The 13,676-nt window shown below is 32.6% G+C and carries 12 protein-coding genes; 2 read left to right on the top strand and 10 right to left on the bottom strand.

From position 1 onward, the window contains the following. Positions 1 to 3: 3 nt before the first annotated feature. From MHH94_RS04390 to groES, 3 genes are all read right to left on the bottom strand, one after another. Positions 4 to 567 (bottom strand): GNAT family N-acetyltransferase, encoded by a 564-nt coding sequence (locus MHH94_RS04390; RefSeq protein ID WP_078354821.1) that lies wholly within the window; start codon positions 565 to 567, stop codon positions 4 to 6. 129 nt (positions 568 to 696) lie between these two features. Then, positions 697 to 2,322, bottom strand: coding sequence for a chaperonin GroEL (gene groL, locus MHH94_RS04385; RefSeq protein ID WP_340839859.1), 1,626 nt, complete (start codon positions 2,320 to 2,322; stop codon positions 697 to 699). 43 nt (positions 2,323 to 2,365) lie between these two features. Continuing rightward, complete coding sequence (groES, locus tag MHH94_RS04380) at positions 2,366 to 2,650, bottom strand: co-chaperone GroES (protein ID WP_025905068.1); 285 nt, start codon at positions 2,648 to 2,650, stop codon at positions 2,366 to 2,368. Between the two features lie 173 nt (positions 2,651 to 2,823). On the opposite strand from groES, the gene mroQ reads away from it, so the two are divergent. Further along, on the top strand, positions 2,824 to 3,594 hold the full coding sequence (gene mroQ, locus MHH94_RS04375; RefSeq protein ID WP_048540600.1) for an intramembrane glutamic endopeptidase MroQ: 771 nt from the start codon (positions 2,824 to 2,826) through the stop codon (positions 3,592 to 3,594). A 200-nt stretch (positions 3,595 to 3,794) separates the two neighbouring features. Here the strand turns inward: mroQ and MHH94_RS04370 are convergent, their stop codons facing one another. Then, positions 3,795 to 5,222 (bottom strand): phosphate--AMP phosphotransferase, encoded by a 1,428-nt coding sequence (locus MHH94_RS04370; protein WP_232157318.1) that lies wholly within the window; start codon positions 5,220 to 5,222, stop codon positions 3,795 to 3,797. Between the two features lie 113 nt (positions 5,223 to 5,335). Here MHH94_RS04370 and MHH94_RS04365 point away from each other — a divergent pair, with 113 nt between their 5' ends. After that, positions 5,336 to 7,036, top strand: a complete 1,701-nt coding sequence (locus MHH94_RS04365; RefSeq protein ID WP_325868224.1) for a M3 family oligoendopeptidase — start codon at positions 5,336 to 5,338, stop codon at positions 7,034 to 7,036. 561 nt (positions 7,037 to 7,597) lie between these two features. Here the strand turns inward: MHH94_RS04365 and MHH94_RS04360 are convergent. From MHH94_RS04360 to tatC, 6 genes are all read right to left on the bottom strand, one after another. Next, complete coding sequence (locus MHH94_RS04360; protein WP_340839852.1) at positions 7,598 to 8,635, bottom strand: SdrH family protein; 1,038 nt, start codon at positions 8,633 to 8,635, stop codon at positions 7,598 to 7,600. A 189-nt stretch (positions 8,636 to 8,824) separates the two neighbouring features. After that, a complete protein-coding gene (locus MHH94_RS04355) occupies positions 8,825 to 10,306 on the bottom strand; it encodes a glycoside hydrolase family 32 protein (protein ID WP_107609137.1) in 1,482 nt (493 codons plus the stop codon). Between the two features lie 65 nt (positions 10,307 to 10,371). Further along, a complete protein-coding gene (locus MHH94_RS04350; RefSeq protein ID WP_058592486.1) occupies positions 10,372 to 11,325 on the bottom strand; it encodes a LacI family DNA-binding transcriptional regulator in 954 nt (317 codons plus the stop codon). A gap of 126 nt (positions 11,326 to 11,451) precedes the next feature. Continuing rightward, positions 11,452 to 11,676, bottom strand: a complete 225-nt coding sequence (locus MHH94_RS04345) for a sulfurtransferase TusA family protein (protein WP_025905061.1) — start codon at positions 11,674 to 11,676, stop codon at positions 11,452 to 11,454. An 18-nt stretch (positions 11,677 to 11,694) separates the two neighbouring features. Next, positions 11,695 to 12,762, bottom strand: a complete 1,068-nt coding sequence (locus MHH94_RS04340) for a YeeE/YedE family protein (RefSeq protein WP_058592485.1) — start codon at positions 12,760 to 12,762, stop codon at positions 11,695 to 11,697. Positions 12,763 to 12,887: 125 nt separating this feature from the next. Continuing rightward, positions 12,888 to 13,667: a twin-arginine translocase subunit TatC gene (gene tatC, locus MHH94_RS04335; RefSeq protein WP_058592484.1), complete on the bottom strand. Its 780-nt coding sequence runs from the start codon at positions 13,665 to 13,667 to the stop codon at positions 12,888 to 12,890. Between the last annotated feature and the right edge of the window lie 9 nt (positions 13,668 to 13,676).

The following is a 13,676-nucleotide window of genomic DNA, read 5'->3' as shown; positions in this document are numbered from 1 at the left end:
TTACTATAAATGTTTAATCATATATTTGTAGTCATGTCCACTTAGTTTTCGATCATATGATGACTTGAAACCAAGTTTCTCATATAATTTCATTGCACCTTCATTATCAAATTCACAATTTAATGATACTTGCTTAAATCCTCTTTCTTTAGCTCGTTCAATAGCATCTTCTATAAGTTTAGAAGCAATACCTCTACCTCTATATTCTGAAAAGACCGCAACTGAATCAATATATAAATCACCATTATCCGCTTCATGTTCAGGTAACGGCGTTCCTTCTAATTTAAAAGAATCTTTAAATGCAATATTGTACCAATTTTCTTCAAGTTGTTTTTCGTCAGTACCACTATAGCAATTAAGAAAACCTGCTACTTCACCATCGACTTCATATACCTGACTATGTTTATAATGGTTTCTATATTCACTCTCAACACTCGCTTGTTCAAGTAATCTTAAAACAGTTTCCTTATCATTTTGAACAACTAAAGGTAGTTCCATATCATGCCAAATCATAAACATTAACTCACTTAGTTTTTTCGCATCTTCTTTAACAGCAGGTCTAATCATATTTTCTACTCCTTTAATACAAATTAGATTCATTTTAACATAAAAATCCCCTTTCCATATGGTTTAATACCATTTAGAAAGGGGATTAGACATATCTCTAAATTTGTAATGTCGGTTATATTTACCGAATTACATCATACCTGGCATTCCGCCCATGCCGCCCATATCTGGTGCTGCTGGTTCTTCTTCTGGAATGTCTGCTACTACTGCTTCAGTAGTTAAGAACATTGCTGCTACAGATGCTGCATTTTGTAATGCTGAACGTGTAACTTTTGTAGGATCAACAATACCTGCGTCTAACATATTTACCCATTCATCTGTTGCTGCATTGTAACCAATACCTTCATCAGCATTTTTAAGTTTTTCAACTATAATTGATCCTTCTAAGCCAGCATTTTCAACGATTTGACGTAATGGTGCTTCAAGAGCTTTCAACACAATGTTCACACCAGTTTGTACATCGCCTTTCGCTTCAACTTCAGCTACTTTATTATAAATAGATACTAATGCTGTACCACCACCTGCTACTATACCTTCTTCAACTGCAGCACGTGTAGAGTTTAAAGCATCTTCAATTCTTAATTTACGTTCTTTTAATTCTGTTTCAGTTGCAGCACCTACTTTAATAACTGCAACGCCACCTGCTAATTTAGCTAAGCGTTCTTGTAATTTCGTACGATCAAAGTCTGAAGTTGTTTCTTCAATTTGAGCTTTAATTTGACCAACACGAGCGTCGATGTTTACTGAGTCACCTTGACCTTCAACAATTGTAGTGTCGTCTTTAGTAACTTGAACTTTACCTGCTTCACCAAGCATATCTAGAGTTGTTTCTTTTAAGTCTAAACCTAAGTCATCAGTAATCACTTGGCCACCAGTTAAAATTGCTAAGTCATCTAACATTGCTTTACGACGGTCACCAAATCCAGGCGCTTTAACTGCTACTGCTGTAAATGTACCACGTAATCTGTTTAATACTAAGTTTGTTAATGCATCTCCATCAACATCGTCAGCAACAATTAAAATTGGTCTATTTGTTTGTAAGATTTTTTCTAAGATAGGTAAAATATCTTGGAATGAAGAAATCTTTTTATCTGTAATTAAGATGTAAGGATTTTCTAATTCAGCAGTCATTTTATCTGAATCTGTCACCATATATGGTGAAGTATATCCTCTATCAAATTGCATACCTTCAACAACTTCTAATTCAGTGCTGAATCCTTTAGATTCTTCAATTGTAATAACACCGTCATTACCTACTTTTTCCATTGCTTCTGAAATAAATTTACCAATTTCTTCATCAGCAGCAGAAATAGAACCAACTTGTGCAATTTCTTCTTTTTTATCAACTGGTTGAGAGATATTGTGTAATTCTTCTAAAGCTACTTTAACTGCTTTATCAATACCTTCACGAATACCAACTGGATTTGCACCACTTGTTACGTTTTTTAAACCTTCTTGAATCATCGCTTGAGCTAAGACAGTTGCTGTAGTTGTACCGTCACCTGCAACATCATTTGTTTGGTTTGCAACTTCTGCAACTAATTTAGCACCCATATTCTCATATGGATCTTGTAATTCAATTTCTTTAGCGATTGTAACACCATCATTTGTGATTAATGGTGAAGTGAATTTTTTATCTAAAACGACGTTACGTCCTTTAGGTCCTAAAGTTACTTTAACTGCATTTGCTAATTTATCAACACCAGCAAGCATAGAACGTCTAGCGTCTTCTGAAAATTTTAGTTCTTTAGCCATTTATAAAAACCTCCATAAAATATCTTCAAAAATATTATCTAAATTATTCAATAACTGCTAAAATGTCATCTTCTGAAAGGATAATATATGTTTCTTTATCTCGTTTAACTTCTGTTCCTGCGTATTGTTGATATACAACTTGATCACCTACAGCAACATCTACAGTAAGTCTTGTACCATCTTCCAGACGCTTACCTGGTCCAACAGCAACAACTTTTCCTTCGTTGGACGATTCTTTAGCTGAATCTGTCAATACAATTCCGCTAGCTGTAGTTTGTTCTGTTTCTGTTTTCTCAATAATAATTCTATCTCCCAATGGTTTTAACATTTATAAAATCCTCCTTGTCGCTAATAATGTTAGCACTCTTTATACTTAAGTGCTAACTACATTTTTATAATAATCAAATTTGGTCAAAATTACAAGCAATATAACTTAAATTTTTCTCTTTTTCTGCTAAATAAGGTACAATGTTTACATGTTTATTTTTGGAGGAATTGAAAATGCAATTTAATCGATTAACTGTTAATATTGCTACCCTATTACTATTTGGTGTTGTACAAACAATCGCAATTATTCCAAATAGTTTATACGCTGATTCAGGATTATCTAAAGTCACAAGATTAGAAATCAGCTTAACTTGGATGGCAACAACAGCTATCATTACTGTTTTATTATTATGGTATATGAACTCAAATATTAAAAATCCAACTCGATTAGAACAACAAAAGAAAGAACCATGGGTATACGTGATTTTCTGGTGTGTTGCAGGTATTATAATGGCCATGCTTGGACAAATCATCGCCGCTTTGATTAATACATATATATTTAATCAACCAGTAGAAAGTGGCAATACTCAAAATCTCATGAAGATTGCACAACAATCACATATATTAATCATTTATATCGTATTAGCAGGTCCAATATTAGAAGAATTAATATTCCGTAAATTAATTTTCGGAGAGATATACAATATGATCAAAGCACCTAAGTGGTTAAGCTTTATCGTAGCAGTATTAGTCAGTTCTTTTATCTTTTCATTAGCACATTCAGATCCAGAACATACATTAATATATGTTGTAATGGGAACTGTATTTAGTGGACTTTATGTATTAACGAAACGTATCATCGTACCAATGATTGCGCATATGGGAATGAACGGTATAGTTGTTTTGGGACAAATTGTATTTAAAGATCAAGTAAACGAACAATTAGAGAAGCAATCTCAAATTTCACAACTGATTTATCATACAATCTTGAGCATGTATAGCTAAATGAAAATAAAATAAGCATATCACCGAACTGAAGAATTCAGCCTTAAGTGATATGCTTATTTTTTGTATTTAGAGAGCGGCTAACTTCCATTATTTCGAATTCTGGTAATTAGAACGCGCTACCTATCATTATTCTGAATTGTGGTAATTAGAGGGACACTTCTTAGAGACATTTCTCACAATTATGTCCCTAACATATTCTAATATTGTTTAACGCCCCATAATACTTCTTCACATTTTTTAATAATGTATTTAATAACTTCGATTCTAGCTGATTTTTTATTGTCAGCTGGTACGACAAGCCATGGTGCATGATCTGTGTTTGTTAATTTAATCATATCGTGACTTGCTTCGATATATTGATCCCATTTTTCTCTATTTCGCCAATCTTCGTCTGTAATTTTCCATTGTTTTTCTGGTGTTTCTTCTCTTTCTTTAAATCTTCTTAATTGTTCATCTTTATCTAAAGTTAAGAAGAATTTCAAGATAATTGCACCTTCGTCTGTCCACATTTTCTCAAATTGATTGATTTCTTCATACGCACGTTTCCATTCTTTCTTAGTAGCAAATCCTTCTACTCTTTCGACTAATACTCTTCCGTACCAACTTCTATCGAATATTTCAATATGGCCGCTTCTAGGCATATCTTTAGCAAATCTCCATAAGTAATGATGATTCAACTCAACATCTGTTGGGGCACTTATTGCATTTACTTCATAACCGGTTGGATCTAATTTTTCTCTAACTCTTTTAATATTGCCACCTTTACCGGCTGCATCCATGCCTTCGTATACTAATATTAACGGAATTTTTCTTTCGTATAATGCAAATTGCAATTCTTTCAATCTATCTTGTAAGTCACCTATAAGAGATTTATATGTCTTTTTATCTACTTTATCTAATGATTGATTAAATAGGTCTGTTTTAAAATCTTCTGTAAAATCGCCATCAATTACTTTGTCTTTCTTTTTATGTAGTTTAATCGCTTTGTTCAAACGATTGATAATGTGCTGATACATTAAATTGATAGCTTCTTCTCTCTCTGTATAATCAATGATTTCCCATTCATCAGGCGATGCTTTAAGTATTTTATGCATTTCTTTATGATATACGTCATCATTAATGGCACTTTCATATTCTTGTGCTTTCCAACTTGTTAATGGATTTTCTTTCATTTCTTTTAAATGTTCTTTTCTCTTCTTATCACTAATCTCAATATAAAACTTAATAATTTCATAGCCATCATCATGGACCATCGATTCAAAGTCTTGGATTTGTCTTCGTAATGCATGATATTTGTTGTATATAGAATGTTTTATTTTGTTTGCTTGATATTCTATATAATATGCATACCAACTTCTAAAATAAATATTGATATCACCTTTTGAAGGTAAACTGTTCCAATACTTCTGTAAAAATTGATATCTTAGATCGTCTTCTGAAGGTGATTTCATCGGTACAAAGTGTGTGTATTTAGCATCAAGTGTTAAAAGAAGTTCATTTGATAGTCTCGTCTTACCTGATGCGGGAACACCTTCAAATACAATCATGATAGGAATTCCAAGTTCTTTTGTCTTCCTCGTTAATGCTGCTACTTCTAAAGATAATTGTTCATTATTTTTAGCCATTTATATACACCTCTTTTCATCTCATATTATATGCTTTTACCTTTATTTTCGCAATTTTCAATAAAATTACAACAAAGAAATGTTATAATAAATTTATTAAGGGAGGTTTTAACATGACGTTAACTTTTAAAGATTATCAATATGAACAAATCAATATTGAAGAAAAAGAAAAACAAACCAAATCATTATTAAATGAATTCGATAATGCAGAAACGGTCGATCAAGCAATTGAGGCGATTAATGAAATTAATAAGGTTAGAAACCATACTGATACGCATTATAACCTAGCTTACATAAGAGCATCTATCGATACAAATGATGAATATTATAATAAAGAAAGAGATTTCTTTGATGAAACAATGCCTAAAATACAACATTTAGATCATTTATTCTATCAATCTTTATTAAAATCTAAATTTAAAAATGATTTAATTGCACATTTTGGACAACAACTTTTTTCTTTAGCAGAAGTTGCTCTCAATACATATAATCCTTCTATTAATGACTTACTTGTTAAAGAAAATAAATTAGTAAGCGAATATGATAAATTAATTGCTTCAGCAGATATTGAATATAACGGTGAACATTTGAACTTATCACAATTCAGTAAGTACTTAATCAACGAAGATAGAGCAATTAGAAAAGATGCTTTTACAGCTAGAGAACAGTTTTTTGCAGAGCATCTAGAGGATTTAGATCGTATCTATGATGATCTCGTAAAAACTAGACATGAAATAGCTTTAAAATTAGGATATGAGAACTTTGTTCAACTCGGCTATGATAGAATGCAAAGAATTGGGTACGATGCAAATGATGTTAAAATTTTTAGAGAGCAAGTTAAAGAACATGTCGTACCTATTACTGAAGACATCAAATCACAGCATGCAAAACGTATTGGCGTGGACAATTTAAAAGCTTACGATAATAATTTTACTTTTAAAACTGGTTCGCCAAAACCACAAATATCAACTGAAGAAATCGTGAAAAATGCTAAAAAAATGTACCATGAACGTTCTGAAGAAACTGGTCATTTTATAGATTTTATGATTGATAAACAATTATTTGACTTAGAAGCTAAAAAAGGAAAAGAAAGTGGTGGTTATTGTACAATCATTAATGATTTTAAATCACCATTCATCTTTGCCAATTTTAATGGCACGCAAGGCGATATTGAAGTTATGACACATGAAGCCGGACATGCTTTTCAAGTATTTGAAAGCTTGAAGTATTCTGTGCCCGAATATTACTTCCCTACTTCAGAAGCATGTGAAATTCATTCAATGAGCATGGAATATTTAACTTATCCATGGATGTCATTATTTTTCAAACAAGATACGGATAAATTTAAACTCGCTCACTTAGAAGACAATATTAAATTCTTACCATATGGTGTAGCAGTGGATGAATTCCAACACTTTGTTTATGAGAATCCAGACATTTCTTCAGAAGAACGCAGAAAAGCTTGGTCAGATTTAGAAAATAAATACTTCCCAAGCGTAGACTATGACAATATTCAACATCTTGAAAATGGTGCATTTTGGCATAGACAAGGTCATATATTTGCATCACCATTTTATTATATTGATTATACATTAGCGACAATTTGTGCAATGCAATTTTTTATTAAACAAGAAGCTGATCCAGAACAAGCATGGTCTGATTATTTAAAAATATGTCAAATTGGCGGTTCACAATCATTTATTGATATTATGGCATCTGTTCAGTTACAATCTCCTTTTGTAGAAGGTACTGTAAAATCCATTATAGAAACATTATACAAAGCAACTCAGAATATTGATCAAAGTGAATTTTAATAAAAAAGTGAGAGCGGGGCAGAAATCCCGCCCCGACATGGATGACTAGATACTACAAGAGACTGAGACATTACATTATGTCCCAGTCTTTTTTATATGGAAGAATCAAGGTAAGAGTGAGGTTCTATGTTGCTAGATTGGAGTGTCTTGCAATATACAAGAGTTCTATGTTGCTTGTTTGAGGTGTCTTGCAATATACGGAGCTTCTATGTTGCTAGATTGGAGTGTCTTGCAATATACGGAGCGCCTATTTATCTTGTTTGGACAGTCTTGATAAATACAAAGCGCCTATTTATCTTGTTTGGTGAGTCTTGATAAATACAAAGCGCCTATTTATCTTGTTTGGTGAGTCTTGATAAATACAGAGCCTCAACATTGCTTGTCGCGCTTCACTTGCAATATTCAGCCTCCCAACATTGCTTGTCGCGCCTCACTTGCAATATTCAGCCTCCCAACATTGCTTGTCGCGCCTCACTTGCAATATTCAGCCTCCTATTTCTAAAAATATGAAAAGGAGTCTAGAACATTTCTGTCCCAGACTCACTTTTACTTGATTTATATTTATGACTTTGAAAATCTTCGCATTATGAATAATATGATGAATCCTAATACAAGTACGATTGCGATTGAAATACCAATGATAAGCGGTTTAGAAACATCTTTATGATCAGAAGCTGTTTCAAAACTTTCTGTTGTTGTTTTTGTTGTTTCTATTTTTGTATCATCATCATCATCTACAGATGTTGTTTCTGTCGTTATATTAGTCTTTTTAAATTTTGGTTGTGCTAAATCAGGTCTACTACCAACTTTACTTGTTACAAGCTCTAACACATCTTCATCCAATTTACTATAATACGCTTCTGAATGGCCAGGTATAAATTTAGGCGCTTTTTCATCAGTGTATTGCGGATTGTTGTAATAGCCATCCCCTACTTCATTTGTGTTAGGATATGCTGGCATTGTTGGTTTATATTGATTTACATTTTGATCGTTATTTCTATTTGTATTTGGTTCATTAGTTTTAGGTTCTTCAGAAGATGGTTTCCCACTATTGGATTGATTCGGTGATGGTAATTGATCTTGATGATTGCTATCATTGCTTGAAGGTTCTTCAGTGCTCGGCTCTTCTGTTGTTGGTTCCTCTGTTGTTGGTTCTTCAGTGCTCGGCTCCTCTGTTGTTGGTTCTTCAGTGCTCGGCTCTTCTGTTGTTGGTTCTTCTGTTGTAGGCTCCTCTGTACTTGGCTTTTCATCAGTCTTAGGTTCTTCTGTACTTGGTTTCTGATCTGATTTCGGCTCAGTGCTCGGCTCTTCTGTTGTTGGTTCTTCTGATGACTGTTCCTCTGTACTTGAATTTTCTTCTGACTTCGGTTCAGTACTTCTTTCCTCTGTTTTACTATTTTGTTCACTATTAGAATCAGTTTCTTTGGACTGCTGTGCTTCTATATTTTGATTCGATTGTTCTTGAGTTGTGTTCGGAGAAGTATCTTTTGTACTAGATTCATTGCTTTCTATCGCATCTGTATTATTCCCATGTGCTACTCCAAATGCCATAGAAGATAATAGTAATGTTGAAATCATAGCATTTTTAAATATCTTCATAAAAATTCTTCCCCTCCTCTACATTAATTAATAGTTAAAGTATAAAGGAATGTTTCTTTGTTTTCTATGCTTGAACGCCATATGTTACACAGAATTAATATTTTGTAATAACTTATTCATATTTCTTACAATTTACTTATATTAAAATAAACGCTTGTTGTATCAAAACAACAAGCGTTTTTGATTCGTTTAATTATTTAGTTGTAAGTCATATTTCGTAAACTTCAAGTAAACTTGGCCAGACTCTGTAGAAGTTCTGAAATTAACAGCATCTTCATCAGGGAATATTCTCGTTGTGAATACTTTTTCACCATCGTTAACGAAAATTTCTAGACTAGATGTATCACTATAAATTCTCAGGTCTTTTAAATCATTATCTAAAGTTGTTGTCCGAGTTGTCTTCTCAACCGCTTCACTTACAATACCACTTTCAAATCGATCTAAAGTTAGTTGTTTAGAACGTGTATTATAAATAATTTGCGTTGAACATTTCTTAGATACTCTTAAATCAAAGTATATTTCGCTAGCTTCATTCTCCAGAATCTCAATCATTAATTCAAACTGTTTACCTTCATATGGGTGAAGTTTAACTGAATGCTTATTAGCATAACCTTCAGCAGTTTCTTTATTTGTTCTTAATTTTTCAAGTGCTTTTATAGGTCTTTGTTTCAGTTTATCATCTTCAATTGTTAATACTCTTGGAATAGTTAAACAATGTGCCCAACATTCTTCATCTGTAGCATAATCTATTTCAGGAAGTCCCATCCAACCAATTAATATTCTGTCACCATGTTCATCTAAGAACGTTTGAGGTGCATAAAAGTCAAAACCTTGGTCTAATTCAACAAAATTCTGATGCTCAAACTTTAACGTGTTTAAATCAAAATCACCAATTAAATATCCTGATTGATATATGTTCTCGAATTGGTTATTTTCCGCTTCAATACCTTGAGGCGAAAAGATAAATACATCTTTATCATTTAACTTAAACAAATCTGGACATTCCCACATATAACCAAAGTTTTGCAGTTGTGTTTCAATTTCGCCTTTAAATTGCCAATCTTGAATATCTTCAGATTCATATATAACAGCTGTACCTGTTTCATTCTCTCTTTGAATGCCAAATATTGCATAGTATTTTCCATTCTCAAACCATACTTTAGGGTCTCTAAAATGTTCAGTATATCCTTCTGGCTTGTTTGGAATAGCTGGTTGATCAAACTTTTTAAAAGTGCCATCTTCTAATTGTTCAGCAATCATTTGGACAGATTTACGATCCCAATTTTCATTACGCACATTTCCCGTATACATTAAATATAACTTTCCATCATAATCAAATGCACTACCCGAATATACACCATGACTATCATATTCTGTATCAGGCGCCAACGCGATTCCCTCATCTTTAAATTCTAGTAAATCTTTACTTGTATAATGATACCAATACTTCAAACCATGAACGGCACCAAGCGGAAACCATTGATGAAATATATGATAAACGCCATTATGATAAACCAAACCATTTGGATCATTTAACAACCCTGTTTTTGGTTGAATATGAAAAGTTTGACGCCATTTTGACGCATTCACTTTATCTATTAATTCATTGTATGCTTCATCAGATATGTCTGATAATTTTTTATATCTTTCTTCTCGTGTCCAATTTACCATTATCATTCTCCTTACATCCGATTTAGACCGGTTCCATAATATATATTTTAGCATACTTGAAAGGCTTATTTTTTTAACCATTCAAATTGTGTTCCGATAATATTTAATTTTTCTACCGTTTCTTGATTAATACTTTTATTTAATACATGAACAGCTGTCTCACCAGCTAAATAATAGTTAAACTTTACAGTACCAATATGAGGTGCCACAATTTCTGTCATCTTATTTCCGCCAAATCCAACAATCGTTGGCATATCAACTTCTCTTTTTAAAAGTGTATGGTATATACCTAAAGCTATATTATCAGTAGCTGCGACAATAACTTCGTCTTCTCTCAACTTAATATCATTACCTAATATCTGAGCATCTCTTATACTGAAACTACTTTCAATAAATGTTGGGTTGATGCCTTGATCCTTTAGTGGAATAAACAGACCTTCTTTTCTCGTCTTACCAACTGCAATATCATGTTCAGAAACACCGATATATGTAATATTGTGCTTTTGATGTTTCAATAACCATTCTGCTACTTGATTACCTGCTTGGAAATCATCATGAACTATCGATAAAAGTGATCCATGTGATTGACCAACAATAACAATCGGGCATTCAACTGACTCAATTGCTTTCATATGTTCTTCAGAAATGTTAGTTGCCATCAAAATAATGCCATCCACTTTTCTCTTAGCTAACATATAAATTGAATCAATCTCTCTATCTTTTGATAAATCTGTATTCACAATCATTGTTTGAACATTTTGTTTAAGTAAAGTTGTTTCAATTCCTTTTAACGTTTCAGTCGTTGCATAGGAATCTAACCTTGGTACAATTGCACCGATCAGCCCCGTTCTCTTAGCCTTTAAACTTTGAGCAAATTGATTCGGTTTATATCCTGTTTCTTCTACTACTCTATGTATTTTTTCTTTTGTACTTTTACTAATGGAGCCACCATTTAAATATCTAGAAACTGTACTTTTAGAAACACCCGCCATATTAGCAATATCTTTAATCGTCTTCATGTATACACCTCTCAGTCATTTATTCTATCATAAAACCGTTTCCAATTCTTTATAAATAAAATACAGTTTTAAACAAAAAAACCTAGAAACAAAGGTACTTGCCTTTGTTTCTAGGTTAAATGTAATTTATTGTTTTTCAACCGTTATCGTCCATGAAGCATCTCCAAGTTGTTCATAATTCGTAACTGGATAACCATTCTCTGCTGCCCAATTTGGGAGTGCTTCTGTCGCTTGCGTACAATCAAAATCAATTTTCAATTGTTCGCCAACTTGTAATTCATCCATTTTATTTTGTGCTTCTATTAATGGGAATGGACATACCATTCCTACTGTACCTAATTCATGTACCATATATATTTACTCCTTTTATTAAATACTTTGTGTACTTACTTGTGTCTTAGTTTGTCTTGCTTTTCTAGGTTTAACAAAGATGAAATAACTCATAAACCATGCACCAACGATCATTGATGGTAATGCAACCCAACCTTGCCAACTCATTGCTGCAGTTGAAACTAAACCATTACCGATTGAACATCCGCCTGCTAATGATGCACCAACACCCATACAAGCACCACCGATAACACTGTTTCTTATTGTTTTAGTATCTGGCATTCTCCATTTGAATTCTCTTGAACCTTTTGCAGCAATATATGAACCGATAAATATACCAAGTACTAAAAATACGCCCCAGTTTATTAATGAAGCATCACCTGTAACTAAGTATTGCACGATATTTGCTGAAGGTGTTGTAATACCAAGGCCAGCAATTCTACCTGTTGAAGCACTCATTGGCCAAGCAATTAATGCTATAATCCCTACTGCTATTGCAGCTGCAAATGGGTGATATCTTTTTTCAAATAAGATATGACGAATGCCTGTATATTTTTGTTTTAATTGAGGAATTGCTACTTTTGGTTTTTTTAGTGTTTTTGTCACAAAATAAACTGTAACAATAACTAAAATAGCAATCAATACCCATACAGGTACATTAAGTGTTTCTGCCATATTAGAGTTAACGACACTATATGAATTAATTTTTTCTTGAACAGGATTTAATGGTCCAGATTTCATAATTGCTGCAGTTACACCGTATAATACTAAGGCTATCCAGCTTCCAATTAAGCCTTCACCTGCTCTGTACCATGTACCAGTCGCACATCCACCAGCTAGGATAATTCCGATACCAAATACAAATGATCCAAATATCGTACCTACTAATGGAAATGTTGCTGCTTCTAACTTAAATACACCTAATCCTACTAGTGTAAATAATCCAATGCTTTGAATAGAGATCGCGATTAATAAAGCATAAAACATTTTATTATTTTTCTGTACATACATATCTCTAAACCCGCCTGTTAAACAAAAACGTGTTCTTTGCATAACAAAGCCAAGTAATATTCCGACTATAAGGCCACTTATAATCATCCAAACCATATAAACAACTCCTTATTCCTATTACAATGATAGGAATAATAATATATCATATTCAACACATATTCAAGTTAACATTTGATTACAAATATCAGACAATTCAATAAAAAAACAGCTATAGCATTAAGCTACAGCTGCTCTTTATCCTCTTGATCCATCCCCAGTTCTTCTTCCATTAATTTTTGCTCTGCTTTTAAATATTTTTTATAGCCTATTTTTGAAATAATAATGCTGATTTCATAAAGTAAAATCATTGGTAATGTAAACAACATATGTGTCATAAAGTCAGGTGGTGCGATTAACGCAGCCACAACAAGTAAAATAAAATACGCATATTTTCTATTTTTCTTTAAAAACATCGGTGTAACGATACCTAATCTCGTTAAAAATAGTAATAAAATTGGTAATTGAAATACAAATCCGAATGGTATTGTAAATTTAAACATTTCACTAAAGTATTCTTTAATGCCGATCGTTTGTTTAATCCCCATATCATCAGCTAATCCCATTGTGAACGAAATTAAATACGGAAAAATCACAAAGTATGAGAATAATAAACCACCTACAAATAAAATCAAACTAAATGGTATATAACTTAACGTCACTTTTTGTTCTTTCGGATGTAAACCTGGAGATATAAATGCCCATAATTCGTATAAAATTACAGGCGATACTATGATAAATGCAATCACAATTATCATTGTTATGTATATCGTTAATGGATCCGTTATTCTAAATGCATTGAGTTCTAATGTTTGTGTAAAGTCATCATTTGTTATATAAAAAATAACTGGTTTAGCTACGAAAAAGCCAACAATGAGACCACCAACAAGGAAATATGCAATGATCATAATACGTCCACGAAGTTCTTCTAAGTGTTCGACAAATGTTAAATTGTCTTTATCCACCGTCTTACC

The sequence above is a fragment of the Mammaliicoccus sp. FSL K6-3158 genome, assembly GCF_038005105.1.
Taxonomy (GTDB): Bacteria; Bacillota; Bacilli; order Staphylococcales; family Staphylococcaceae; genus Mammaliicoccus; species Mammaliicoccus sciuri.
This window is presented reverse-complemented; position numbering and strand designations above follow the sequence as displayed.

Excerpts from the sequence above, each read along its gene's own strand:
- MHH94_RS04390 (WP_078354821.1), bottom strand. The coding sequence starts at position 567 with ATGATTAGACCTGCTGTTAAAGAAGATGCGAAAAAACTAAGTGAGTTA.
- groL (WP_340839859.1), bottom strand. The coding sequence starts at position 2,322 with ATGGCTAAAGAACTAAAATTTTCAGAAGACGCTAGACGTTCTATGCTT.
- groES (WP_025905068.1), bottom strand. The coding sequence starts at position 2,650 with ATGTTAAAACCATTGGGAGATAGAATTATTATTGAGAAAACAGAAACA.
- mroQ (WP_048540600.1), top strand. The coding sequence starts at position 2,824 with ATGCAATTTAATCGATTAACTGTTAATATTGCTACCCTATTACTATTT.
- MHH94_RS04370 (WP_232157318.1), bottom strand. The coding sequence starts at position 5,222 with ATGGCTAAAAATAATGAACAATTATCTTTAGAAGTAGCAGCATTAACG.
- MHH94_RS04365 (WP_325868224.1), top strand. The coding sequence starts at position 5,336 with ATGACGTTAACTTTTAAAGATTATCAATATGAACAAATCAATATTGAA.
- MHH94_RS04360 (WP_340839852.1), bottom strand. The coding sequence starts at position 8,635 with ATGAAGATATTTAAAAATGCTATGATTTCAACATTACTATTATCTTCT.
- MHH94_RS04355 (WP_107609137.1), bottom strand. The coding sequence starts at position 10,306 with ATGGTAAATTGGACACGAGAAGAAAGATATAAAAAATTATCAGACATA.
- MHH94_RS04350 (WP_058592486.1), bottom strand. The coding sequence starts at position 11,325 with ATGAAGACGATTAAAGATATTGCTAATATGGCGGGTGTTTCTAAAAGT.
- MHH94_RS04345 (WP_025905061.1), bottom strand. The coding sequence starts at position 11,676 with ATGGTACATGAATTAGGTACAGTAGGAATGGTATGTCCATTCCCATTA.
- MHH94_RS04340 (WP_058592485.1), bottom strand. The coding sequence starts at position 12,762 with ATGGTTTGGATGATTATAAGTGGCCTTATAGTCGGAATATTACTTGGC.